This window comes from Methanopyrus sp. KOL6 (genome assembly GCF_002201915.1).
Lineage (GTDB): Archaea > JAADCQ01 > Methanopyri > Methanopyrales > Methanopyraceae > Methanopyrus.
This window is the reverse complement of record NZ_CP019470.1, coordinates 1,109,398-1,135,561: the sequence shown is the minus strand read 5'-3', so window position 1 is coordinate 1,135,561 and position 26,164 is coordinate 1,109,398. Positions and strand designations below refer to the sequence as shown.

Sequence of the window (26,164 nt, the reverse complement as noted above, 5' to 3'; positions counted from 1 at the left end):
CGGGGCAGGATTTACCTTGAGACCTATCGAGACTCGTCGTGTCACCTTAAACGGTGCCGCCGGTCGCGTCGACGGCTACGTGTGCCGAGTTTATTCATCGGAGGGTCATTATGGGACCGGTTTCGGGTTCGACCCGACCGTGGCCCACGAGATAGCCGTGATGGACGCCGAGGCCCGGTCCCAAGGCCTCCCGCTCGCGGAACTACTGGGAGGAGAACCGAGAACCATCGAGTCCGCGTGTTCCGTTCACGAGATCGGGAAGCACGGGGCACTTCGGGAGGCGCGTGACAACCTCTCCGTCGGGTACACCGTGGTCCGTGTACGCGCCGACTCGGCGGGGTTGTCCTCGGTGTCCGCTCTGGACTTCGAAACCGTACTCCTAGAGTTCACGGACAAACCTTCCGAGCGGATCCTCGAGGAAGTGCGGTCCGTGTCCGATGCGGAGATAGTCGTGATCTCGCCGGAGGAGTTCGACGCGGATGTTCCCACTTACGTCCGCGTGACGTCGGAAGGAGACATCCACGGGCTGAGCTCAGCCGAGGGGGTAGCCTTGAGCGTTCAAGAGGTGGGTTTCTTGGACGTGGTGCTGCTTGGACGCAAGGCTAGAGAGCTCGGGTTCAAGATCATCGTGTTAACGGAAGTGGAAAGTGCTATCTCCGTAAAGGCGGCGGCTCACGTGGCGGGCGCACTGGAGGCCGAATACTGCGACCTCTCAGGACATCTAGCCCTGTACGAAGATTTGGAGTCCCTAGGGTACGCACCCGAGGTGGAGTTGACGGGTCCGGGACGGGAAGTCAGGGTGAATCATGATCCTTACGAGCTCGCGGAAGCTCCTTGACGCCCTCAGTCAAATCGTTAATGTGTTCGTAACATTTACCTAGATGTGGGCGTGGGAGAGAAACATTAGCGGCACCCGAGCCGTCGGCATACCGCTAACGCCAGAGCGAGCATCAAGGGATACACTGAAAGTTTCTTCCTCTCCCTTTGAGCGCCAGTTTCTTGATTGTACTTCCCAGCTCCTTGCTTCGCCGCCTCGTACTCCATCATCCACGTCGGCAGGTGAACGGCGATGTAGTTGGCGTACACACGGGCCACTTTCTCCACAGCATTCGGAGCATCCAACAAACCGCGCCTCACGTAAATCACGTACATGTCAGCGTCAGTGCCCAGCTTATCCTTTGGAATCCTGTAAATTCTCGTGTTGATGTACACCGTTCGAGTCTTCTTCCGACCGCCTTGTACGTACGTGTACTTCTTCACATCGGCCACAGTCTCCGCCACTAACTCCGCACCGAAGTGCCGTAGAATAGCCTCCGAGTAGTCGTAAGCCTCGGGTTCGTCACCCTCGGGGCCGTGCTCAGGGTTACCCTCGAACAGCTTGCGATCTGTGATACCAGTCACTGTGGTGTACGGGAACGCGATCACGTACCTAACGCCATGCTTGCAGAGACTCTGCATCAACTTCTGGAACTGCTCGTACCGGATCTCCCAGCGCGACTTTTCCCACTTCTCCGGACCGATCTCCGGGTTTTGGAACGCGAAGAAGTAAGCCTTACCCTCCTTTACGAACGGGTTCCTCAACGCCCAATCGACCTCACCTACCGGAATTGTCGTCCCCAGGAAGTCACCGAGCCTCTCGGCGACGCCACGCAGCACGTACATTGCGTTCGCCTTGAAATCGTCCCAGTAACCTATCCGTAGAGTACCGAACATTAACTCGAGGAGACCGACCTCATCCTTGTGGTCTCTCAGGAAATCCAGGAGTTTCTTGCCCTTGTACGTCGAGAACACGTCTTCGGGGTCACCCTGTCCGTTCGGTCCTACCAGGTCCTTATCGGCCTCTTCTTGGATGTTCATGAAGAACAGTTCCGGTACGATACCGATGTCGTTTTTGCGATCCCAATCCGTGATACCGAATGGCTCGTAGTGGATCGCGCATTTAGGTACCTTATCTCTGAGCACGATATCGATAACTTCCGGGATTTCCACGCATTGGTGCTGTCCTCCCTCATTCACGAAAGCCGGTAGCACAACGATCAGACCATCCTTACCGGAGTTCGTGAACTCCTCAGCCTGCTTGAGAGCGTAGCCGAACTCTGTCTTCAAAACCTCCTCACCCGTGTTCACTTCCTCCTGATGAATGACGTACTCCTTACCGCCCTGAAGCTGTACCATGGTCGTGTCGAAGGTTTCGAAACTGCCTGGGTACACTTGGATTTTGTATTCGTCGTAGGTCAAACTCAAGATCTCCTGGACTTTACTTGGAAGTTCGTGAGCCATGTAGACCCAGTGCGGATCGTAACTACCGTGATACGGCATCACTACGGCGATTTTAGGACTTTCGCTTGCCGTAACTGGACTCAGTGCCACCAGCAGTCCGACTATGAGCGCGTGGGTTCTCAATGCCTGACCCCCGACTCGGGAGCCCATACAGATTTTTTTAAATTAAAATAATATGAATTTTCGTCAACTAAACTTCTACACTGTATGTGAGAAATAGTAATTCAAATTTGTGAACACGGTGACTGGAGAAATTGTCGGACCTATTTTACCAGCGGCCGCTTGTTAGGGAGAAGTGCGGATAAAAGGAAGGAATCAGCGGCGTCGTCGTGCGAATAGCAAAGCCAACACCGGCCACACAGGAACCTTCGACGTTTTCGTTTTAGGCACCAACTTCCAGACGTCCGCCGTCGTACGCTTCAACAGCACTTCGGGGTGCGAGAACGCCACCGCGCCGATCAGTCCGAAAAGCTGGCTCGACGGTGTCACGTACTTGAACACTTCCGAGTTCGGGTACGGGAAGTATCCGATCCCGTCAGTCTCCCTCCACTCGTGAGCTACCCACTCCGCCTCGTTCTCCAATGTTACTCCGACTGATTTCATCTTATCTACGGCTCTTGATCCAAGGCCTAACTCCCGCGCCAACTTCAGAGTGGCCGCTATGAGAGCCGTGTACCCGAGGTACGGACCGCAACTCTCCAGTCGCGTCGACGAGTAGGCCCACCCTAAGACCTTCTTCCCGTCGAACTCCACTACTGAAATGTCCTTGTATTTGAGCGCCCAGTCCACGATAGCCTCCAACGCCCTGTCTATCGACTCCTTAAGCTCGGCCCTATTCAGCCCCAGTTCCTCCGATATCGAGTAAGCGTCGATCAACGCGAGCACTACCTGGGCTTCCGAAGGTGGTGCGTACGAGGACCCCATGATGGCTGAAGACTCCATCTTCCACAGCCCGACGTGCTCACCTTCTCTCTCCTGGTGAGAGAGTAACCAGTCAACCGCCCTACGGATCGCCTCTTTTACCTGTTGGACGGTCGCGTCGTCGAGTTTAAGAAGGTCCCTGTACCGGTATGCCTCGCACAGCGCACGCAATGCCCATCCAGTGTACAGTGGATCTCCGGTCGTGGACCACTCTTTGTTGGCGCTATATCCGCCGTCTTCCAACTGCTGGTCGATCAGAAACCTCACAGCTGAACGCGCGTGTTCAACTACGTCGTAGGTAGTACCATCGTAATTTACGTTCTTAATGTTCAACCTCAGTGCCGGTATTAACACTCGAACTAACACCTGAGAAGTACGCAGGACGTGACCCTTACCAGATGGAAATCTAGTTTTACCTTCAGTTAAAACTACTTTCCATCCCCAACCACCATCTTCTTGTTGAAGTGATAGAATCTTAGCTAGCCCGGTGGTGATGCCTTTCTCAAACCTAGATCGTTCTGGTTCGGGCCACGTCTTCGGTGTTACTTCTCCGCTAAGTAATCCAAGATATATCCCAGATAAGGCCGACATGTTACCGTAAATTACCTCTCCTGACGTCTCCCACTTAGATCTTCCGAACTTACCTTTCCAGTACAGTGAATCGCCTTCCTGAACCATTTTTAACTCCTTAACGGGTACATCAAGTTCCCTTGCCTTATCGATCGCGAAGTAGAACCTAACCGATTTGTCGATGATCTCTCCCCAACTAACCGCATACGCGGACGTCGGCACCATCAGGGCAACGATAAGGGCCGTCATCGATATCGTGCGCAGACCCTCCCACCCCCCACCGAAACGGTTATCTATTTAGATAGTCCTCACTTCGGCTCAGGGGTACTCAAGGGAATGTTAAAACATTTACGAACCACGTTAGCTGTGTTATTCTTCATGTCAATCGTATTAATTCAAATTTTATATTCCGGCCCCGCTTCCGCCTTCGAGATAACGGTGCTGAGTATCACACCGATACCGAACGCCGATGAAGTAGGTAAGGAGCTGGGAGTCCAAGTCCACGTTCATCGGATTCCGAAGAATCCGGTAAGCATTGGAAACTTAAACTGGGAGGAGATCTCGAAGGATGTTATATCAGCAGATGTACTGGTGATCCAGCGTATGGGTACGGTTCCAGCGTCCTTCGTCCGAGAGTTGTCTAAGAGGACACTGGGGGCTGCCCTAGACAACCTCGACGTGCTGGCAGAAACCCTGGCCTCAACGAAGCGCGTGGTCGTGGTTGCGACGTCCGATCCGGAGCGCGCGTTGGTCGTCATCCGCGGTCGGCCCGTAAAGTCCAAAGTTGCCGTCGCGGCGCACATCTGGCTGTGTTTAGCGGCGGGAGATACGCGCGCCCTTGTGACGTTCCTACTATGGCTAGCGAATCCATCCTTCCCGACGGACGCCGTGGAACCGCCTAGGACGATCTCCAGGACTGTCCTCTCAGCTTACGTCCCTGGGACCGGATGGATAGATGGGATTCCACGCCCCGACATCGCGACCTTCCGGAGTTGGTTACAACGTCTGACTCGCGGGGAAGTCAAGGGGACCGTAGTACTCTTCGGATACAGGCGGAAGTTACCGAGTTGGGTAATAGATACCCTTCATGGGATGAATCTGAGTGCGTTCGCGTCTCATCTTCCAAACGACCTAGTTTTGGTGCTCGCCCACGGGATCGACGCCGTTAGTCCTAGGAGGAAAGCGATCCTACGGCTCACGGAGGCGTTAGACGGCATCACGAGGAGGTACGGAGTCAGGACCGTCGCCGTCTTCTGCGAGTCGTCGTTCGTGAAACCCTTCGAGATACTTTCCGAGCTGGAAAAGCAGGGCAAGCGCGTGGAGGCTGTGATCAGTGTTCGTGCGTTCACACTGAACTTCCCGAAACCGGCAGAGTACGCCGTCATCAGGTTGAACGTACCGATGATTCAGGTGGTGTTCCCGTTCACCGGGGACGCCAGCATGGGGCTGGGGGAGTACGTGACCAATAAATCGGGACCCTCACTCGAGTGGACCTACCAGGTGCAGCTAGGTTCCGAGATGGAGGGGTCCTTCTGGTACCGTGTGTTGTGGTTGAACGGGAAGGACGATGAGCCAGTGCTGTTACCAGGGACACTGGACGATCTCGGGAGGCTGATCGAACACCTGCTCCGACTCAGGCTGCTGCCGGATCGTGAGAAGAGGGTAGCGCTCGTCGTTTATTGCTACCCCCCTGGACGCTCGGAGCTGGGAGCGGCGTATTTAGATGTCCCGAGAAGTCTCGCGCGGATCCTGGCCAGGCTGGCCGGCGAAGGTTTTGACCTGGGTCCAGGAACTGGGTTCTTTCGGGAACTCTACGTGGAGTACAGAGAGAGTTCGCAGACGGCACGGTTCCTCGAGGACGTGTTCGTCGCGGTGTTCAACGCGCTATCCTCAGCGATAGATCCTAACGATCCACGTCGGTCGGTGCTGCTGCTCGCTAACGTAGGGCCGTGGGCCAGGGGAGAGCTTCGACGGATGTTCGATCTGTACGAGGGAGGGTACGGTGAGTGGTCTCTAAACGTCGACGGACGTGATGTAGAAATCGAGGTGCGTGATGGAAATGTGGTGATAAGGTTCGACGGTCGCTCGTTCGTGCTATGCTCCGTCTCCCGTGACCAACTGATTCCGGCCGAAAACGTCCGAGAATGGTTCGAGGAAGACGTCGTAAAGCGGCTGAACGCATACCTAGACATCGTCCGCAGGTTGGATCCCGATCGGTACGAAGCGGCCAGAGCTACCGTGGAGGAAATGATCGAGGGATTCCTGAGAACATGGAAGAGTGTGACCGACAATCTTGGAATCATGACGGACGGCCACCGGTACCTCGTCCCCGCCCTCAGGTTCGGCAATGTAGCGGTAGTACTGCAGCCAGTCCGTGGTTGGTCGGGGAGTCCCGAGCTAGTGTACCATTCCCGGGAACTGCCTCCGCACTGGCAGTACATCGCCACGTACGAATGGCTACGTAAGGTCTTCCACGCGGACGCCGTAGTTTACGTGGGGACCCACGGCACTTTCGAGTTCCTTCCGGGTCACGACCGCGGGCTCACGATCACCGACTGGACGTACCTACTGCTCCCGGACGTTCCCCAGGCGTACTTCTACATCGTAAGTAACCCTGGCGAGGGGACGTTGGCTAAGTACCGAGGCGGGTCCGTTATCATCACTTATCCGTCACCACCGTCAGGATATTTCAGGGACTTCCACAGATACGCGGAGCTGGAGAGGTTGTGGTCGCAGTACGTGAGTTCCTCGGTGTACGACGAAACCGTGCGAGAACTCATTGCGGAGAAGATCCTGAAAAAGACGAGGGACCTGGGGATCCTCGAGGACGTTGTGAAGTCTATCTTCGCGGAGCGCGGGGAGAGTACCCCGAAGGACCCTGAATCTTGGGCAAAAAGACACTTGGAGGAGTTCCTCGACGGCCTGCACGATTACCTGCTAGCACTTCGGGACGAGAAAGTGTTCTACGGTCTACACGTGATAGGGGGGAATCTCCCGACAGGAGTAGCAGTAGATCAAGCCGCGCTGCTTTTCGCTCCGAAATTCGCTCCCTACTTAGCGGTCACCTCGGGGTTGATCCCAAAGGCCGATCTCGAGCTGTTTCGGAGGTTGGCGGACGAGGATCCGGACTTTTATCATGAGGTCAAGATGAGGACGTACGAGCTTCTTCGATCGATCGTCCTCAGGATATGGACGGACCCATTCATGCGATCCGTTCTGTTGCAGTGGGTTGAACTCAAGGACGAGGGAGAGTTGAAAGATGACGCGTCATTACTGTCGAAAGCCGATAGTATACTGCAGCAGCTTAAACCTAGTTTACTGGCATTGTATCGATCAGTTCTATCTGAAATAGGGCTACTAAAGACTACGGATCAGTACGATCAGAATATCATTAAACTCATAGCCGAGGCATTCAGAGAGTTCGTTCATGTGTACAAATCCGGTGAATATGAGCTCGACAGCCTGATCAACTTCTTGAGGGGCGGCCATGTCCCGACGGGAGGTTTCGGAGAACCTCTGTGGAACCCCAAAGCTTACCCGACCGGTAGGAACGGTGTAACGTTCAACCCGTATACCCTCCCAACGCCGGAGGCGTGGGAGATCGCGAAGCGCCTGGTAGACGACATGCTAGCCAGATACTACAGAGAACACGGCAGATGGCCCGAGACGGTTTCAGTGATCCTCTTCGCCTCACACGAGCTGACATCCGGCGGACTCGGTATAGCTGAAGTCCTGTACCTACTTGGTGTCGAACCCGTGTGGGACCCGGACGGTGGAAAGGTTTTGGGAATCAGGTTGATACCGATTAGCGAGTTGAAGGTGAAAGTCGACGGTAGGTGGATCAACAGGCCGAGGATAGATGTGGTGGCGCTGTGTACCGCTGTATTGGATTCTATCGAACCGGTAGTCCAGCTACTGGCGGCCGCGTTCCGGCTGGTCTCCAGAGCCGAAGAACCAATCGAGTACAATTACCGGAGGAAGCACTACCTAGAACTCCTGAGATCCGGGGTACCAGAGCCGTTGGCGGTCACTGGGGTGTTCGGGGAGCCCCCAGGTGACGTCCAGGGGACTGGTGTTAACAGGTTAGTGGAAATGGGCTGGTCCGAACTCACTGAGGGGCTGGGAGTATCGAAAGCGGAGTCGGTAGACGAAAGGTTCTCAGAGCGTATCGTGAGGACGTTCGAGTCCAGAGTGGCGTACGCCTTCTCAGTTCTAGGTAATTCGAGCGGACCTGGGCTGCGTATGGAGGATCTGGAAGGTTATGAGGCAGCTGTTAGGGCAGTGAAGGTCTTCAGGTACCTGGCCGGCACTATTGACGCCGTTATCGATCAAGTAGTAAACGCGTTCAACGTGATAGACGTGAACGACTACTACTCGTGGATCGGCGGGATAGCTACGTACGTGAGGTCAATCCGAGGGAAGGAGCCGACGGTGTTTCTCACAGTCGCACGCGACCCGACCACCGCGCACGTCCAGACACTGGCGGAGCGACTGGCGATCGAAGTAAGAACGGAACTGTTGAGTCCTAGCTGGTGGAAGGCGTTGATGTCACACGGACCGGATGTGGGATGGCACGAAGTGATGAAGCGCGTCCAGAATATCGTCGGCACCGCGGTGACGATGGCTCAGGCCAGACCGATGGTTCAAACGCTGTTAACAGAAGTGGCATCGACAGTACTTTCGGCTCTAGAACGATACAGGCCAACCACTCCGAATGGATGGGCCGCGGTACAGTCGACACTATCGTGGCTAGTGGAGGCAATACGTGTAGGTCTATGGAGACCTGACCGAAACACCCTTGGAGCCCTGATCAGGACTTGGGCTGGGGTTACGGCCCGATACGGTCCATCCACATGCCACCACACGAGTCCTAACCCGTCTACAGTGCCGTTCGTCCGAAACTTGGCGGAGTACTTGGGTCTCAATGATGTCTTGAACATGATTCCGAAGATAATCAAGACATACCGCACACTGGACAATTCACGGATAGCTTCTGAGATTGTTAGGGAGATGGCATCGTCGAGGTTAGTTACGTCTAGGAACTCCAATAATAATGTGCCAGAGCAGTCTACCAGAAGTGTGTGGATCACCTCGGTGAAGATTACGACGACAAATGTGGCCAAAGCGACAGAAAGTTGGGCATCCCGAACCCCGGTAGGACGACGTAACCTGTCCAAATCACAACGGTCGATGTTCACTAAATCCCCACTACTAGGGATCGGTCCTACAGTGGTCGGGTCGAACTTTAAGTCGATGTGCAAGACAGTGGTGTCGACGGTTGGTGAGGTCTTTTACGGTCGGATACCTTCCGGAGGAAGGGTCACGACCGAGCTCACTCACGAACTAGTGAAGACTAGACACGCGGGCGGAGAGTCCACTCCCGGGTCGAACGCCGTCAGGAGGTCGAACCCTGTGACCATGGTAAGGGAAAGCTCCCAGGCGCCATCACATAAGGTGATATGGGAGTGGGTGATCGGATTACTCGCTACTTCCTTGATTGTGGCCATCTGGTTTAGGTGGAGATTCCGTGGGTGGAATTGGTGATTCGTGATTCAGAACGTGAACCAGGATCGCAAGGCGTAGGGAACTCGCGGTCTCCGACCCTTTAGGAACGCATTCAGGGCCTCCCTATCACCAACTCCTGGTAACTTCGCTAGGACGTCCGGACCGTCCTCTCGACGTATCGGTATCGGGATCACCTCGACGGAACGGGCCCCGTGATCTACCACCAAGCCGTCTATCCATTCACCGGGTTTCCGCTCTGCGAGCAACCTGCAAGCCACGGGGTAAGAGCCCACCTGCCGCGCGAACTCTGGTTCTCTGGGTTCCACTCGGAGGCGCCTCAAGACGGTGCCCTTCGGTAGCACTCGGCGGAGCAGGACGGGATCCACCTCCTCCCGGACGAAGCGCTTGAACGCGGTCACTCGCTCTCTGTTGCGCTCGAGCCACTTCGTACCGTGCTCTTCCATCTTCGTACCCGGGAAGGGTACAACGTTCCTGACGTTGATCCGGCGCACCCGGAGACCACGTTTCACTATCTCTCGGAGGACATCTTCGTCGCGACGGTAACGCTCCCTGTCTTCACCGATGAGACCGCACACGAAGTTGAGCCCCGGCAGGAGGTACGGCATCCCGTTCCAGCCGCGGTGCCCGCCTACGGATGTTATTACCTCGATGGCCCGGAACACCTCCTCTTTGGACTCCACGTTCAAGTTGTTCTTCCTCGCCACCCGCTCGTCGAATGTTTCGACGCCGAATGCCACGACGTTGCCGGGAGTGCCATAGCGGACGAGCACCTTCGCGATCTCACGGGATTCGACGGGGTGCTCCGCTATCACTGCCGGGTTCGCATTGTCCACGTGAAGTGTCACGAGGTCGGGGGCGACGGTGCAGATTCCTCTGAAGAGCTTCCTCAATGCCTCGGGGTTCGGTCGAGGTCGCTCGGTCTCTCCGATCCCTTCTGCCATATAAGAGAACACGCAAGGTTGTCGTCCGACTCGGAACCTGCGGACACCCACTCTGTACAGTGCCTTCACCTCCTTGACAACGTCCTCCGGCGGTCTGAAATCGGGCTTACCGTACCTAGGAACCTCGGTGCAGAACGAGCACCCACCAGATATGAAACGTGGGCAACCACGGTACGTTTCTAGCTCAGCGATCACCGCGTCCGGATAGTCCAAGTGCTCGCGGGCTGCGAGTGCCCCCTTCACGGAGTATTCCCGAAGTTCCTCGATCGATCTCCTCCGATCGGGATCGACGGCTTCAGGCGAGCCCTCGGAAACCAGATCGTACACCACGGCCTCGACGTCACCTCTGGCGATTATATCCACGCCCTCGACCTCGGTCTCGGGTAGCTTACCGCCGACTCGACCGTGCCCGGACTGAGCCGCGGGTCCGCCTAGAACTGTGACGGCATCGACCTCGATGAGGATACGAAGCATCTCGGAGAGGTCCGCCGGTCGGGCGCCGAGGTACTTCCCAGGCGTGTGCACTCCGCAGATACCTACCACGACGTCGAATCTGTTCGGATCGACGTCACCTGACCTCACCCGCTCGATGGGTACGTACCGCACCTCAGTGGCTCCCGCGGCCCGAGCCGCGCCGTAAGCGTACCTGGGGTGAGTACCGAGGTAGGGTGGTACACCTAAACCCGCCGGCTCGTCCGTGTATCCGTCTAGAATGGCCACTCGCAAGGAGAACACCCACGGTCGGCCAGGGTGAAGCCGATCACGGATCACTTAGGGGCGCTCTCGTCATCCCGTCAGCCGAAGAACTGATCCAGCGTCTTCTGCGAGGCCGTCTCACCGACGATCTGTCCGCGGGAATAACCTATCGCCTGCATGATACGCTCCACGGCCGGTAGTATCTGGTGCTCGATGTAGTAATCGACGTCGGGTTCCTTCTCCCCCTCCCGCACCAGCTCCACAGGATACGCCTTGTCGCTGACACTACCTGGACCGCGGACGATGACGTACCTCACGATGGTGCCCGGTTCGGGCTCCACTCCGAGATGCCGAGCGAGCCGTAACGCGGCCCTAACATGGGGACCCTTCTGAACGTACTCCGAGGGCTTCTTCGTGAGCTGGGACGTAACCGCGAGCTCCTCGATGTCGACGTCGCCTGACTTCAGCCTCTCGAGTACTTCGTGAATCTCCTTCAGTGCCGCCTCAGGGTCGTTGTCGGCTAAGATCCGCTTCAAGACTCGATGCTGCGTCTCCCTGGCGACGGGCGCCCAGTCCCGTCGTACCATTTCCAGACCTTTCGTAACGATCTTCCCGTCCTTGGTGTACCCAGCGTACTTCTTCTTAGTCACGAACAGGATCCTTTTGTAGGCGTCCTCCAGCTCCAGTTCCACGGAGAGGCGGCCGTTGACGTCTTTCAGGAACTCCTTTACCCGATCGATGGTTTCCTCCAAGTCCGCATCAGGCAACTTCACGAACAGCGAGTCCGTGTCCCCGTACACGACCTTCAACCCGTACTTCTCCTCCGCGATCCTTCGAACCTCGCTGATGTAGTAGCGACCCCAAGCAGTGACGCTCTCGGCGCACTCACGGCAGTACCAGCGCGCGTTAGCCCAGCCCATGTAGCCGTAGTAGCTGTTGGCCAGGACCTTGTACGCCTGCTGTCGTACGTCGAGGATCTTAGCCTCGTGAGGATGCGGCTCAGTGTCGAGCTTCCGGAGACGGCGTTTGAGTTCACGCCGGCGTTCGATGAGTCTTTCCACGAGCCGGGGGAAGAAACCCTTACACCGACTACAGAACTTATGACCCACGTCCGGCGCCACAGTCGCGTCCGTAGGGTTGTCCACATCCTCGACGGTCACGCGCGGACAACAGTCGCAGTCGAACGTGTCGGGCGAGATGTTGTGTGCGACCATCACGTTGGGATACAGACTGGCAAAGTCCACGCAGACCACGTTCTCGTGGAGCCCTATCTCGGGCTCGAACACTATCGCTCCCTTGTACGCCTTGCGACGCCGCCGCTTGTACTCGTCTCGAGTCGGCTTGTTCGGTACCAGGATATCCTCCTTGCGCGCTTTATAAATGGCCCTCCATTCCGCAAGCTGCCCGAAGCTGAAGCGAGTCGCATCCGGCAGCGGCAGTCGTGTCAGGTAGGAGAGCTCCAGCTCGACCTGTGCCAGCTCGAGTCCCAGCTCGAGGGTGTAGTGAGCGTCCTCGGCCGAATACCTCATCAGTTCGTCCAGATCACCGCGCTTCCAGGCCTCGTTGATGTCGGCTAGCTCCATCTCCCCCTTCTCCACACCGAGCACGTCCTTGACGGCCTCCTCAAGCGTGAAGCGTTCCAGCTTGAGGTTCTTCCTCGCCGTGTGGTAAAGATCGACGTGAGCCCGTCCGAAAATATCGGAGGCGTAACGGCCACCCCCGTGTTTCAGTATGATCCCACGCTTGCCCGCCGGCCGCGCCAGGGGAGAGACGTCGATACCCAGCTTCCTGGCCCGATGTTGCAGGTACGGCAGGTCGAACTCGTCCCCGTTGTAGGTGAACACTACGTCGGGATCGACACGGCGGAACTCGTCGAAGAACCTCCGCAGTGCGGCGGCTTCCGACCTGCACACGATGACCTCGGTTTCCACTCCGTCCACTTCGAACGACTCGTCTTCTCCCTTCCAGGTAATCACGTAGTTATGGCGCTCCCCATCAGGCGTCCTGTACGCGAAGCTGATGGCGATGATAGGGCCCGAAGCTCCCTTAATCGTCGTTCCAGGTTCCGCCAACACCTCGAGGTCGAAGCTGGCGACGACGAGGTTTTCAATCGGATAGGGGCGGTGGTCCAACTCACGGGCGTCCTCGACGTCCGCGAAGTACGATGGAAGTCCGGACCAGGATCCCTTGTCCAGGTCAGAGACGTCGACCTCGGACGCGGGCGGCAGATTGAGGTCGACGGCGGCACGGCGTACGAAGGGGATATCCGCTTCGTAGATTTCCTTCACACCGTCCAGCTTCTTGACCTGCTCGCGCAGTTTGGGAACGACCTTAGGGTGCGTGGCGACGATCCGTAGGAGCTCCACCTGGTCGACGCCGTAGGGGTGCTTCAACAGGGCTTCTTCGACCTCCACTACCCCACTCAGACGCTCCACCTCGTACGGATCGAGCCCATCCTCCACCTCCGCGTAGAAGTAAGGACGAAACCCCTTAACGACGAGGGCAGCCGGGTTCCCGTCCTCCCGACGACCTACTAAGATGACATCGGGTTCGCCCTTCCTGGCGTAATCTACCCACACCGTACGGAGCAACACTCGCCCCCGAACTTCTCGGGTAGTCACCGTGTAAAAATCCGGCCCCCGCCACCTCAAGGTCGGAGGGCGACTATCGTGCACAGGTAATTGGGCTCGAACTCGGCCGCGCTTACACGCTCCACTCGCTCTCCCTTGAACCCCAGATCCCGGCACGCGTAGACCTCGAACCCCTTCCGGAGGAGCCTCTCGATGCCTCGCCGGGTCGGTTTATAGAGTATCACCGTGTCCGTGCTTTCAAGGTCTTCCGGCGGTTCCCGAGTACAGATGAGTACCTTATCACTCTCCATCGCTAAGGGACGGCCAATGCGGGCCGCACAAAGGAGTCCCGCGGGAATCCCAGGGATCAGCTCTATCTCGAAGTTCTTTAGCGGGATCCGCTCCACGATGTGCCAGAATGTGGCGTATAGGGTAGGATCTCCGAGATTACAGACCGCCACCTCGTGAAACCGCTCGAGCAGTTTCGCCAGGGTTTTAGCGGCCTTCGAGTACGCTCGGTCATGTTCCTCCGGGTCTCTGGTCATCGGTGCGTAGTAACCGACCACTGTAGCTTCCGGGTCGACGGCACGCACTATCCTGGCGGCTCGACTCTCCGAGCCTACGAAGGGCACCATCACGACAGGTACCTTCTTTATAATCTTAATCGCCTTACGAGTCAGCAGGTCGGGATCCCCAGGGCCCAATCCCACTCCGTATAGGGTGGGTGCTCCAGTGTTCAATATCGTAGACCCCTCCGACTTGATCATAGAGGGTGTCCCAGGCCCCACCAAGCCGGTGATGAAAGCGACGGTGCTAGCCGTACTTCGACCGCGGCCGGGCGAGAGAATCCTCGAGATCGGCGCGGGGTCGGGCTCGCTAACCCTCGAGCTGGCCCGGGCGGTAGGGCCTCTGGGCCGCGTGTACGCGGTGGAAGGAGACGAGGAAGCGATCCGATCGTTGGAGCGGAACGTTCGAGACTTCTGCCTGAAGGATCGTATAGAGATAGTACGCGGGTGGGCCCCAGAGGTCCTGGAGGATGTGAGCAAGGTGGATGCCGCCGTCGTATCCGGTTCCGAGCGGCTAGAAGAAGTTCTCCTCGCCCTCGCCGAGCGCGTGCGACGCGCGATACTGCTAAACGCTGTCACGCCCGAGACCTTCTCCGTGGCTGTCAAGGCGCTCGACGGCTGGCGACGATCCTGCATATGCATGGTGTGGGGGGAAGGAAAGGTCCTCCGACGAGGGACGCTGTTCTCGAGGATGAGAACGTCCTATCTGGCGCTCTTCGAACCCGAGAGGTGAACACGAATGTTGCCCACCCTAGTGCTAATAGTCGCAGTATCCATCGCGATGACGCCCGCTCACGCTCGAGTGGGAGGATTCATCTCCGGTCATTACTACTTGGACCCGGAGTTCGACGCTCCGAACACCTCTTTTGGGTCCGATATCGACGGGGATGGGCGCGTCGACAGGATCTGGTGTGCGGAGGCGTGTGCTGTGGACTTGTATAACCTAGGCGTCGCCATGGGATGGTGGAACGGAGACCCCGTGACCCCACTACAGTACGAGAATTCGGCCACGGGGGAACACGACGACGATAACCTCGACATCATCAACGCCTTTCAGGCGATCGCGAGCCCGGATGCCATCTCGAAGGTGTTCGAGGTAACTGTGGTCTCGCTGTTGAGTCGTCCTCCGGCGTACCACGCGGTACTCGTCCTAGGGGTCGTTCAACAGGGATCTAGTCGATACTTCGTCGTGGACGACGAGTCCACGAGCAGTGTAGGGAGGCTTTTGCTAGTCCCTTACGACCTCTTCCTTTCCAACCTTCACCCCGGAATCTTGGAGTTCTTCGGGCCCGTGGAGGTCGTGAACAGGTTGTACTCGGCAATCTCCGGCGCTATCTCCCCATTGACGGTTGTCGTGTCCTCTAAGCTGGGTCGTACCCTAACGGTCGTCTTGTTGACCGGCCTACCCGACGACTCCCTGGTGGCGTTCACGGAAGAGCTGTGGAAGGCCGTTCTGGAAGGGTATCCCGTCGCCGTCACGGTTTCCAAACCGTTCATGGATCTCGGCGGTGTAACCCGAATCAGCTACGACGAACCGGTAACGGGAGACGTTGAGACACGGACACCGCTGAACGGTGTGGAGAGCGGGGAAGGCCCATCACCTCCTATAGGGATACCGGTACCTTTCATCGGGACCGTCGGGATTGCGGGATTGTTCTTCCTTCTGCTGACGTTTCTCGGGCTCTCTTACCTACCGATCTAGTTCCAGAACCGACGGGTGCGGAGGTAACGGAGACGCTCCTGCAGCAGCTCACGATAGAAGTGCGGCTCACGTCCGCCGGTCGATCGGAGCACCTTGGCCGCGGCCTCGGGCCCGACACCAGGCACCGCGAGGGCTTCCAGAGCCTTGACACCGTATGACTCAAGTAGATCGGCCACCCGCTGGGCGCGCTCGGGGTTCTTCAGCAGCTTTTCTAAGCCCTCCTCTGTCTTGGCGGCGATCAGGTACGTGGCGCCGCAGTCGGGACATTTAAGACCCTCCTCCTTGACGGTCCTGACGGAGCGTCGACCACGCCAGCCGCAGTTCGGGCAGCCGAGCCACAGCTTGCGTCGTTCCAGATCCCGCTTGAGTGTCTCAACCTGCGCGGCTAGGAGTCCTGAGGTCACGCGCCCCACCTCTCCGAGTCCCTCCAACACGTGCTCAGCGAATGGGGAAGGGTCACGCACTCGAACGATCTCCGCCTTCTCCTCCAACTCCTTCACCAGTCGGAACGCCACGGAGGTGTCGAGATCCCGCTCAACTTCCGAGACTGTCTCGTAGTACGGGGGAGTTCCCCTGAACGCCTTCAGTAGACGTCGTGGTGAGACGTCCCTGTAGTCGGCGTCCGGCTCTATCGCGCCGAAGCGCTTCAGGACATGCACCAGTCGACGCTTGAAGACCTCGGATTTCTCGACGATTCTGAGCGTGAGGGTGTGGAACCCGCGTTCGTCGGAAGGCAGCGTCTCCAAACACTCCACTAGGAGGTCCGCGTCGAGTCCCGCCCGCTTCTCCGCCGAGATCACGATCTTGTACGGAGTCGAGTACGTTCTGACCGTCGTCCCCAGACGTCCCGAGATCAGAGTCCCGAGGACCTTCTCCAGGGTGCGGTTGGGGTTCGTGCCACCGTACACGTGGATAACCAGGGTCCCACCCAGATCCTCGATGACGGGCCTCCCTGGAAGCGGCACCGATGAGTGATCCCGCTGTCTACGGACTAGGTCGGCTAGTACCTTGGCCTCGCGACGTCCTAGACCGAAGGTTTCGGCCGCAACCTCGACGGCCTCGGTGAACCCCTCCTCCAGCGCCGCCTCGACCCGCCCGATTCCTTCCCCCACCTCGCGCGCCACCTCGTACGGGACGGGGATCTCCTCGCCAACCCATGAGGGTATGGCGCCCTCCACAGCCTCGGCCGGCGTCACCAACACCTCGTAGCGGTCGTGATCCACGTCCTGCACGATCCACGGTCTACCGGCGCAGATGAATTTGATACCGGGTTTTAAATACTCGAGGACGAACGGCTCGTCGAGGACGCTAACGTGTCCACCGTTCTCCGTAACCACTCTGTAGTGTCGCTCGTCGGGGATCATGCTCAAGTTCGAGTAGTAGTACTTCCAGGCGTCCTTCGTCCGGTACACTCGGTCACCGCGCACCCGGAGCACCTCGATATCATCCAGGAACTCGGCCACCTCTCGGAGCGTCTCAGCGTCGAGGTGGCGGTATGGGTAAGCGCGTCTGAACACCTCCAGCGTGTAATCTATGGTGACTTGGTGCCCGTCCAGGCACAACCCCACGAGCTGGTGGGCGAGGACGTCCAAGCAACCTTCAGGGATATCAGTGGGCTCCAAAGATCCCTTCAGAGCCCGACGACATATCACTGCAGCTTCCGCAAGATCGTCGGGGTTCGACGTTATCACGAGACCTTCAGCCCGTTTACGCCGACGGCCCGCGCGCCCCACTCGCTGCGTGAGTCGTGTTACTTGACGCGGCGAGCCGTACTGGATCACCAAGTCCACGTGACCTATGTCGATACCGAGCTCCAGTGAGCTGGTGCATACGAGGATGTCGATCTCACCTTTTTTGAACCTTTTTTCGACCTCCATGCGCTTCTCTCTCGATATTGAGCTGTGATGTATCTCCACCTCAACGTCATCATACTCAGTTTTTAGACGAGTTGCGAGTAGCTCGGCCATCTGTCTGGTATTGGTGAACACGAGAACGGAGTCACGTTCCTTCGCCAGTTCGTGGATCAGTTCCAGCCGTTCCTTAACCTCGTGCGGTCCGGTCGGGTGAGCTACGGAAACGTCCAGGTAACGCTCGGCCTCGATCTCCAACACCTCGACATCGCGATCACCTACGAGGAACTTACCCACGCGGTCGGGCGAGCCTACTGCGGCGGAGAGGCCGATACGTTGGAAATCACCCGCCACTTCGGCGAGTCGTTCCAGTCCGAGCGTCAGTTGTACACCGCGCTTGTCCATGGCGAGCTCGTTAACTTCATCCACGATAACGTGACGTACGTGGGAGAGGTGCTCACGCATGCGCTTACCCGGTAGTATAGCTTGGAGGGTCTCGGGAGTCGTGAGCAGTACGTCCGGTGGGTCCTCCGCCTGACGCCTCCGCTCGCTCTGCGGGGTGTCGCCGTGGCGCACCGCGACCTCGAGACCCAGCTTTTCCCCCCACCATCGAATCCTTCGTAGTATGTCCCTGTTAAGGGCCCGCAACGGAGTGATGTAGAGCGCCTTGATTCCAGGCTCGTCGAGTTCACGTACCATGGAGAATACAGGTAGCACTGCGGTCTCGGTCTTGCCGGAGCTGGTAGGGGCTATTACCAAGACGTTCTTCCCGTCAATAATCTCGGGTATCGCTACGCGTTGGGGTGGAGTGGGCTCCTTAAACCTCGAGTACACCACTCTCTGTACGTCGTCCGGTAGCGCCTCGAACCCTTCGGTCATAGCCGTTGACCCCGACCGAATCGGTACGGCAACCCTCAATACCAGCCGAACGGCGGACTCATGTTGCCTTCGGTAGACGTCATGCAGAAACCGCAACGCTATTTCCAGCGAGACTTCGGGGTTCGATCGATCGTCGATGGTGGAAACTTACCCCCAAGAAGCCTGGATTCTGTACAGGCCGGCATCCTAGGGTCCGAGCACCGGGTTGTAGTCGCCGGGTAGTTGACGGTCTTCCGCGTCTACGGGATGGAGCCAGCGTATCTCAAGGCTCGGGATTCAGAGTTCTTCAACACGAGGAGGCTAAACGGCTCTACGCAGATTACGCGGCCAATTCATTTTACGAGAACTAACGGAGGGCGAGGCGTTTCGAGGAAGGACCGAGCGGGTAATGAAAGCGACGGTAAGGCCATGTAGGGAGTGAACTTTGAGACGATTTATCAATCGCTGCTTCTGGAGGAGGACATCGATTTGTCTTCCCTACAGGTTCGGGGGATGTGTCGTGGACCGTGAGCTGGTGATGCACTTTCTGGGAACGGGCGGCGCTGTCCCGTCGAAGGACCGGAACCATCCGGGACTGTTGGTGAAGTTCTCCGGAACTAAACTCCTGATTGACTGCGGGGAGGGCGCCCAGCGTCAGGCTATGGAGCAAGGTGTCTCGATTTACGACGTGGACGCTGTGCTGCTCACCCACTGTCACATCGATCACGTCGCGGGCCTCTTACCCCTAGCGACTACCGTGGACCTTCTTCACGGGCGTAGGTTGAGGGTCTACGGTCCCGCCGCGGATTCTGAGTCCACTTTGGACATTTCCGACTTTGAGATGATTGAGTACCGGGAGGTGAATCCGGGAGATGAGGTGGAGATCGGTGACCTCCGGGTGCTGGTGTACGAGTCGGAACATGAGGTTCCCACGGTTGACTATCGGATCGAAACACCGAAGATACCCGGGAAGGCGGATCCGAAGTATATACGGAAGGTACCCACATGGAAGCGGCGTGAAGTACTTTTACGTGGTGAGCGCCCTTACTCACTGACGAAACCCGGTAAGATATCCGTATACGTGAAGGGAGACGGTCGTCCGGCCAACCCCGAGAACGTCCGCGGTTGTCAGGTGTTGGTGCACGAGGCATGCTTCGAAAACAAGGAGGAAGCTGTAAGATACTCGCACTCGACCCACTTAGAGGCTGCCGAGGTCGCTCGAAAGGCGGGAGTCGACCTACTGGTGTTGACGCACCTGTCCACTAAGGCAGATCCGGAAAGAATGAGGGAGGAGGCTCGAGAGGTGTTTCCAGTGGTAGTCGTAGCGCACGACGGGCTCAGAGTGCGTGTGCGGAGGTGAAGGCCCGTCAGCTACGGCCACACTCCGCATCGGTCCTCGGGGTCCCGGCTGTATCCTCATCCGGGGATCGCGCGGTTAACCCACTAAGCCACGGTCCGTGAGCTCCACTTCGACCTCGAATGGTGGCTTGTCTGGGGCGTCTTCGAGCGTGATAACCCGCTCAGTCCTACCCTTGTAATCGATGCTGAACCGATACGTGGCGATGTGCTTGAGCACCGTTGGAGCCACGTCTTGCCAGCGCTTACCCCAAGCATCCGGGTTCGCCTGGACGTGGGTGGTGACCATGCCGAGGGAGTTGTAAGCAGTGCAGTACTTGAGCAGTGTGTTCAAAATATGGGCGATCATCCGCGATCGCTCCGGTAGCTTGTCGCGGGCGCTGTACGGACGGAACGGCTGTGATATGGAATCGATAACTACGACCTTCGGTGTCAGTTCGTAAGCTTCGCTGATGAACTCTCCCTCTTTCTCGTCGAAGTACTGTCTTAGCGCAGCAGCGTCGATGACGCGCCGCAGCACGAACCTATCGGAGACTTCTTTCAGTTCATCCTTTTTGAATCCTCCGATCTCTAAGAGACGCTGCGGTCGGAAGGCGTTCTCGGTGTCGATGTAGAGCACCGACTCTCCCTCCTTAAGTGCGTGCGCGGCCACCTGAGTGGCAAACTGTGACTTACCGGCACCCGGCGGTCCGTACATTCCGACGATAACGCCGGTCGGCAGTCCGCCACCCATCCTCTCGTCGAAACCTTGTATACCCGTGGGAATGACGTCACGCTTCTTCTCTTCCTCCAGGAGATCCGCCAGGGTCTTAGCTTCCATGATACCCTTACTGGCTTCCTCGCGGGCGTCTGCGACGATCTTCTTGGCTGTACTATCCTTCACACCGAAAGCGTCCGAAATAGTGGATGGATCGACAGCGGCCAGATCCGAGAGCGTCTCGATTCCGAGGGCCTCGTAGATCTCGACGATCTTTTCGGGATCCCTACGCAGATAGCGCGAGGTTATCTCGACGACGTCCTCTTCGACCACGTTATCACCCCCTCACACCTCGGTAAGCTTCGAGCGAGATATTAAGCTTATCTTCGATTGATATCAGCTATGAAATATGTTTGAAGTGGCAGAGTTTCAGCAATGGAACGGTATGTAAGGGTTTCACACGGTCCGGTGGCTATTTCTCGACCCGTCTCGGTGGTCCATGGGGTGGTCCGCGTTGGACGTCAAGAGGGCTTGGAGGAAAGTGAGAGAACTCAGGGGCTGGAAAGCCGCGATCTTCTACGTGGTCCTAGGAGTGGCCCTGGGGTACGGCTTTAGGTACGGGCTCGGATTCGTACTGGATACGCCCGATCCGGTGGTTACAGTGATCTCCGAGAGTATGTATCCGTACTACAACGTCGGCGACGTGCTCCTGGTCGTTGGGGTCCCGTACCGGGACATCAAAGTCGGAGACGTCATCGTATACCGACTGCCGGGGAAACCGATTCCCATTGTCCACAGGGTGATAGCCAAAACACCGGAAGGTGTCATCACCAAGGGAGACAACAACCCGTTGCCCGACCCATGGTGCCCAATCCGGCCCAAGGAGATCAGCGGTAAGGTAGTTCTCAGAATACCATACGTAGGGTACCCGAAAGCGCTCATCGACAGGTACCTGTACGGGGGCTAACCCCCCGCCCAGAGTCCTGTCCCGGACAATGCGGAATTCTGACGAGAAGGAAGAAGAGTTCACTCCTCCACTCTCGGCGCGAGGTAAAACGTCAACTTACCTTCACCTGCGGGACCGATCCTGAATGTCATTTCCAAAGGCATGTCCTGACCTAGCCTGATCCTAACACTCTCCGCACCTTGAGCGGCCTGGATCATATCCTTCAAGTAGTCCAACGGGTAAGCGGTCTCGACATTCTCTTCGACTTCGAACGTCAGTAACGCTTCCGCACCTTCCTGGACCTTCGGGATTACGCGACCACGCTCTCCTTCTGCCTTGAAGTAGAACGTGTTACCCTTCGCCCCGACCTTGACCGTGTCACTGACGAGATCTGCGTCCCGTACGGCATCTTGGATGAAGTCAGGCACCACGGTAACCTCGACCGCGAAATCCAGCTCGGGCTCGTCTGGAATGTCATCGACGTCGATGCTCCGGAGCCTGAACTCACGTTCGTAGCCGCTGGATCCGAGTTTTATTATCACCTCATCTTCGTCCTCACCCTCCAAGGTGATCTCGTCCGTAACTCGCGCACGCCGCACTATCCGTGTCACCTCCTCCATGTCGAGACCGTACATCAGCTCGTCGCTCGGAGGTTCGTACTCGTCGAACATCTCCCAGGGCATCTCTAGCACGGCCATAGCGATGTGAGAGGCGTCCATCGCCCTAGACACGATCCCGTTCTCCGTCACGATCAAGGGGGCCTCTTCGACCACCTTGCCCGCCGCGTTGAACGCGTACTTGAAGTATCTAGCCTCCTCCTGGTAGGCTCTGAACTCCACCAACTTGAGCACCCCAATGCATTCTGACGCGAACGATGTAAGAGATAAACTCTTACCTCAAAACCTCCCGGATGTCCTTCCACAACTTCAGGTCTATCCCCAGCCGCTGCACCGCGTGAGGCTCAACCTTGACGGTCTCGCCGATCTCGGTAATCGAACCGAAGACCCGCACTACCTCACCTGTCTCAGGCGGATCATCGATCTCCACACCTCGCTCGTCCAGAACCTTCACTTTCCCCACTGTCGGACACTCCACGATCCTCTTCCCGTCGTCCACTGTCAACGGTTCCGTCCCCACGACTACACCCACCGTCACTATCCTCGTCCCCGATTCCGTCCCCTCTTTCAGCGGTTCGTACATCGGAACTACCCCGATTCTCGACTTTCTCCTTCTTCCACTCTTTTTCCGACTTTTCTTCCTCTTTCTCCTTTTTTTCCTTCAGCTCTCTCTCCTGACTCTCCAATTCCTCTTCAATCTCCTCCAGGATTCCGACGGCGTTTTTCACACATCTTAGAGCTCTCAGCGCGTAAGTCACGGCGTTGTACTTCGCCGGGATCCTCTCTGAACCCTCCTCTAGGTAACGCTCGGCCTTCTTCAGGAGACCGAGCGCCGCCCGAACTCGTTCGACGTTCCTCAGTTCCCAGATGCCCCTACTGACCCCCATGACGCCCACCACCAGGCCTGAAATCGCAAGAAATACTCGGTCTCCGAAGCTCGGGTTGTCGATCTCGGCGAACCTAGGGGGCTCACGTATGCCGAATAGTGCGTTCGCGGACACCGTACACAGAAGCAGACCGCCGGCTACGTAAGCTACTATCTTCAACCCCCTCCTCAACGCACGATCCCCGCATCCCGAAGCATATCGTAGTGGTCGAACGCGAGGTCGTCGGGAGTTAAGTCCGAAGGGTCTACGACCTTCACATCCGCCGCGTCCGAGCCCGCTCGTAACTCACCCCCTACCACCTCACATTTGAAGCACACCGATACGACGTGACCTCGCGGATCACGCTCTGGGTCCGAGTACACTCCCACCAACTCGACAGGCCGGACCTTGAGCCCCGTTTCCTCCCTAACCTCACGAGCCACCGCTTCTTCTACCGTTTCACCGCACTCCACGAATCCTCCGGGCAGCGCCAGCTTGCCCTTGAAGGGTTTCTTTCCCCGTCGTACTAGCACGATGCCCTCACGATAGGCTACTATGCCGTCCACGGTAAGCGCAGGTGCCGGGTACTTCCCGTTGCAGATGCACGGACACCGGATCTCGGATTCGGACAATCCCTTCGAACACCCCCCACGTTAGTCGGGGCTACACTCGTCGGGGAGCAGATTACGTTTATTCCTTCCTGGGACGCGTTTCCCAATTAACCCGGTAGGGCCACGCCTTCGTTGCCTATCTTCACGTTTTTCAGTCCGGCCACATCCCGTGCCAACCGCTCGGCTGTCTCGAGTTCAGAGCGTTTTGGAGGTCTCACGGAGAGCTTGTACTCGGGGAAGTATGCCAGGATCGTGAACGGAATGTTCCGGTCAACGTCCGCCACGTACTCGGCGATTCTGAGGATCTGATCGGCCTCCACGTAGCCGGGAATGTATAGTGTACACACCTCGAGGACCACATCGTGCTCGACGAGTAACTCGATTGCCTCGAGGGTATAGCGGTTCGTCGCCCCCGTCAGTTTTCGATGCACGTCTTCCTTCCACGCCTTCACATCGAGCCAGACGGCGTCTAAGCCAGCCGCGACTAGCTCTTCCACGTTCTCTCGGACCAATCCGAACCCGTTCGTCTCGAGAAGAACCCAGAGATCGTCTGTCTTGGACTTGAGCCCCCTTATCGATTCAACGTAGAATTCGGGACGACACACGATGTCACCGCCCGTGAACGCCACGATGTTGCGCGCGGGCCCCCACCCTTGGGGACTGGGGACTACTTGATCCGGGTCCAATTCGCCCGGACACCACTCCGGCCTCTCATCTAGCGTCACACATTGACCACATCCCAGGCACAGATCTATAGCGTGGAACGACGTGGCGCGACTCCGCGGTTCCCAGACTGTGACTGTTTCGCGGTACTCCAGGGCGTGTCGGACGAAGTCCTCGGAGCTCCACCACGTACCTACGGGACGCTGCGTGAACTTCCAAGAATGACAGAACAAGCATTCCCAATTGCAGCAGCTCTGGTACACGGAGTAGTAATGCTCGGGTCGCGACAGGTGGGCGTCGTGTATCAATCGCTTCCCATCGCGTAAGCCGACCTTACAGGCGGGTTTGTCCCCGATCTCGCATCTCTCGGCCTTTCCGTACCCGAGCTCAGTCATCCTGCAGGTCAACCTTCAGCTCGATCCCCCGGCGGCGCGCCTCGAGCAGTATCTCACGCTTCGGGAGGTTAACCACTTCTCGCAGCCGGCGCAACTCCTCCCCTGTGAGCTCATCGAGCCTACGCAGTTCCATGTTCAGACGTCGTCTGGCAAACCGTGGTGATTGTACCCGTAGGATCGCCCGCTCCAGTGACTCACCATCAACGATTACGCGAGAGAGTGCCTCCACGAGCGCGTTGATCCTGTCCGGAACTCCGACGATGCTACCACCGAGCGTGATACGACGTCGCTCGACATCGCATGGGATGCCGGGAGCTAGCTTCGCAGTCCATCCGCGCATATTCTCGTCGACGATCCCACCCAGTACGAAGACGGTATCCTCCCGTATTTCGTTCTCGTCGAGTTCTTCCTCGGCGTTGGGATCTAAGAGGATGACTCTATCCACACTGAGTTCGGCGATCAAGTCCTCCCAGTCCTTGTACAACCCTCCCTCGAAGGAGGGAAAAGCCTTCAGGAACCTCTCCTCGGCTTCGGGGGTGACGTTGACCAAGCTCATATGATGGTCCGAAAGGTACAATCGGAGCGTCGAAGCCGTCACGGCGGTTTGACGTATCAGGTTGGTACGGCCGAAGTCGGAATGCTCACCCCAGAACCGGTAGTCTACCACGAAATGTGGACGGGCTGGGTAGTCCGGTACTGCTTCCGCGAGCTCTTCAGGAGGTACATCCTGACCACTCGGCGTCGCCCGGTAATCGGAGGTAATCTCATCGCCGGGAACCGCGAGCGACAGCCCACGCCAGGAGGTGTAGATTCTGACGGGTCTCTCTTCGGCCTCGAATCCTAGCCCCTTGCGGACTGCGTACAGTACGAACCTGTTCACCGCCGCGCGGCCTGTAGCTCTCCCGGGTTTGTACGATCTCGGAACTAGGACGTTAGCCGCCCCTAAGATCTCCAGAAGCGCCTCGGAGGGAGTGAGCGGCAGATTACTTTCGCCCCCGCGGTTCGACTTCAACGCGGATCAGACCTTTCAGCCCATCGAGTTCCTGAAGGACTTCCTCATGAACGACGTTCTCCGCTTCGAATTCCATGATGGCGATTCCATCCTCCACCTTGAGCTCGGTTTCTAAGATGTTAACGCCGGCGCTCGCCAACCGGTTGGTGACGTCTGCGAGTAATCCCGGCCGATCTTCTGCCTCGATCAATATCCTAGCATGACCGCCGCCGCGTCGGGCGATTGTGACTCTACCACCCGATCGCACGAGAAGAACGGCGTCCTTGGTCGGATAAACACCACCCCCGCGCCCCGGTTTAGTCTCGACGAGTCCTAGATCTTTGAGGATCTTGATGTATCGGTCCAGCGTACTCCTATGGAGTCCTAACTGTCTCGAGATCTCTGAGACGGTAATCCCGGAGTTATTCACCACCAGTTCCAAGATGTCACGGGCGCGGCCGCTAAGGCGCGATCCCGATACCCCCCAATACCTTTCGGTATTTACACAAAAGTCTGGCGGTCTAAAGTCCTCGGGGTGAGGC

General features: G+C 57.6%; 19 protein-coding genes and 1 pseudogene. 6 read left to right on the top strand and 14 right to left on the bottom strand.

From position 1 onward, the window contains the following. Positions 1-16: 16 nt before the first annotated feature. The gene (locus BW919_RS06200; protein ID WP_088336154.1) at positions 17-838 is read left to right on the top strand and encodes a mandelate racemase/muconate lactonizing enzyme family protein; all 822 of its coding nucleotides are present in this window, start codon (positions 17-19) and stop codon (positions 836-838) included. A 65-nt stretch (positions 839-903) separates the two neighbouring features. On the opposite strand, the gene BW919_RS06195 is transcribed toward BW919_RS06200, so the two are convergent. Together BW919_RS06195 and BW919_RS06190 are read right to left on the bottom strand one after the other, a co-directional pair. Next, positions 904-2,403 (bottom strand): hypothetical protein, encoded by a 1,500-nt coding sequence (locus BW919_RS06195; RefSeq protein ID WP_088336153.1) that lies wholly within the window; start codon positions 2,401-2,403, stop codon positions 904-906. 192 nt (positions 2,404-2,595) lie between these two features. Then, the gene (locus BW919_RS06190; protein ID WP_088336152.1) at positions 2,596-4,020 is read right to left on the bottom strand and encodes a prenyltransferase/squalene oxidase repeat-containing protein; all 1,425 of its coding nucleotides are present in this window, start codon (positions 4,018-4,020) and stop codon (positions 2,596-2,598) included. A 189-nt stretch (positions 4,021-4,209) separates the two neighbouring features. On the opposite strand from BW919_RS06190, the gene BW919_RS06185 reads away from it, so the two are divergent. Next, positions 4,210-9,315, top strand: a complete 5,106-nt coding sequence (locus BW919_RS06185; protein WP_157666120.1) for a cobaltochelatase subunit CobN — start codon at positions 4,210-4,212, stop codon at positions 9,313-9,315. An 8-nt stretch (positions 9,316-9,323) separates the two neighbouring features. On the opposite strand, the gene BW919_RS06180 is transcribed toward BW919_RS06185, so the two are convergent. From BW919_RS06180 to BW919_RS06170, 3 genes are all read right to left on the bottom strand, one after another. Beyond that, entirely contained in the window at positions 9,324-10,958 is a 1,635-nt protein-coding gene (locus BW919_RS06180; protein ID WP_232452970.1) for a radical SAM protein, read from the bottom strand. 74 nt (positions 10,959-11,032) lie between these two features. Continuing rightward, positions 11,033-13,525, bottom strand: coding sequence for a DNA-directed DNA polymerase (locus BW919_RS06175; protein ID WP_198324586.1), 2,493 nt, complete (start codon positions 13,523-13,525; stop codon positions 11,033-11,035). 56 nt (positions 13,526-13,581) lie between these two features. Continuing rightward, complete coding sequence (locus tag BW919_RS06170) at positions 13,582-14,244, bottom strand: precorrin-2 C(20)-methyltransferase (protein WP_157666119.1); 663 nt, start codon at positions 14,242-14,244, stop codon at positions 13,582-13,584. Here BW919_RS06170 and cbiT point away from each other — a divergent pair. Together cbiT and BW919_RS06160 are read left to right on the top strand one after the other, a co-directional pair. Then, on the top strand, positions 14,237-14,803 hold the full coding sequence (gene cbiT / locus BW919_RS06165; RefSeq protein WP_157666118.1) for a precorrin-6Y C5,15-methyltransferase (decarboxylating) subunit CbiT: 567 nt from the start codon (positions 14,237-14,239) through the stop codon (positions 14,801-14,803). The two genes, BW919_RS06170 and cbiT, sit on opposite strands and share 8 nt — an antisense overlap. 6 nt (positions 14,804-14,809) lie before the next feature. Then, positions 14,810-15,772: a hypothetical protein gene (locus BW919_RS06160; RefSeq protein WP_088336146.1), complete on the top strand. Its 963-nt coding sequence runs from the start codon at positions 14,810-14,812 to the stop codon at positions 15,770-15,772. Here the strand turns inward: BW919_RS06160 and BW919_RS06155 are convergent. Next, a complete protein-coding gene (locus BW919_RS06155) occupies positions 15,769-18,501 on the bottom strand; it encodes a DEAD/DEAH box helicase (protein WP_088336145.1) in 2,733 nt (910 codons plus the stop codon). The two genes, BW919_RS06160 and BW919_RS06155, sit on opposite strands and share 4 nt — an antisense overlap. A gap of 499 nt (positions 18,502-19,000) precedes the next feature. Between BW919_RS06155 and BW919_RS06150 the strand changes: the two genes are divergently transcribed. Next, positions 19,001-19,840 carry a ribonuclease Z gene (locus tag BW919_RS06150; protein WP_088336144.1) on the top strand — a complete coding sequence of 280 codons (840 nt, stop codon included), beginning with the start codon at positions 19,001-19,003 and terminating at the stop codon, positions 19,838-19,840. A 75-nt stretch (positions 19,841-19,915) separates the two neighbouring features. On the opposite strand, the gene BW919_RS06145 is transcribed toward BW919_RS06150, so the two are convergent. Further along, positions 19,916-20,866, bottom strand: coding sequence for an ATPase domain-containing protein (locus tag BW919_RS06145; protein ID WP_088336143.1), 951 nt, complete (start codon positions 20,864-20,866; stop codon positions 19,916-19,918). A 181-nt stretch (positions 20,867-21,047) separates the two neighbouring features. Between BW919_RS06145 and BW919_RS06140 the strand changes: the two genes are divergently transcribed. Further along, entirely contained in the window at positions 21,048-21,500 is a 453-nt protein-coding gene (locus BW919_RS06140; protein WP_157666117.1) for a signal peptidase I, read from the top strand. Between the two features lie 59 nt (positions 21,501-21,559). On the opposite strand, the gene pcn is transcribed toward BW919_RS06140, so the two are convergent. The 7 genes and pseudogenes from pcn to BW919_RS08155 form a co-directional block, all read right to left on the bottom strand. Further along, complete coding sequence (pcn, locus tag BW919_RS06135) at positions 21,560-22,318, bottom strand: proliferating cell nuclear antigen (pcna) (protein ID WP_232452969.1); 759 nt, start codon at positions 22,316-22,318, stop codon at positions 21,560-21,562. Between the two features lie 52 nt (positions 22,319-22,370). Continuing rightward, entirely contained in the window at positions 22,371-22,550 is a 180-nt protein-coding gene (locus tag BW919_RS07940) for a hypothetical protein (protein WP_157666115.1), read from the bottom strand. Further along, complete coding sequence (locus BW919_RS06130) at positions 22,513-23,154, bottom strand: hypothetical protein (protein WP_088336140.1); 642 nt, start codon at positions 23,152-23,154, stop codon at positions 22,513-22,515. The genes BW919_RS07940 and BW919_RS06130 overlap by 38 nt, the downstream gene beginning before the upstream one ends. After that, positions 23,151-23,594, bottom strand: coding sequence for an NUDIX hydrolase (locus tag BW919_RS06125; RefSeq protein ID WP_088336139.1), 444 nt, complete (start codon positions 23,592-23,594; stop codon positions 23,151-23,153). The genes BW919_RS06130 and BW919_RS06125 overlap by 4 nt, the downstream gene beginning before the upstream one ends. A gap of 86 nt (positions 23,595-23,680) precedes the next feature. Then, positions 23,681-24,643 carry a radical SAM protein gene (locus BW919_RS06120; RefSeq protein WP_232452868.1) on the bottom strand — a complete coding sequence of 321 codons (963 nt, stop codon included), beginning with the start codon at positions 24,641-24,643 and terminating at the stop codon, positions 23,681-23,683. Then, positions 24,624-25,643: a hypothetical protein gene (locus BW919_RS06115; RefSeq protein ID WP_088336137.1), complete on the bottom strand. Its 1,020-nt coding sequence runs from the start codon at positions 25,641-25,643 to the stop codon at positions 24,624-24,626. Before BW919_RS06115 ends, BW919_RS06120 begins: the two co-directional genes overlap by 20 nt. Continuing rightward, positions 25,615-26,073: pseudogene (locus BW919_RS08155) on the bottom strand (HTH domain-containing protein); the annotation flags it as partial. The gene BW919_RS06115 and the pseudogene BW919_RS08155, both read right to left, overlap by 29 nt. Positions 26,074-26,164 lie beyond the last annotated feature (91 nt).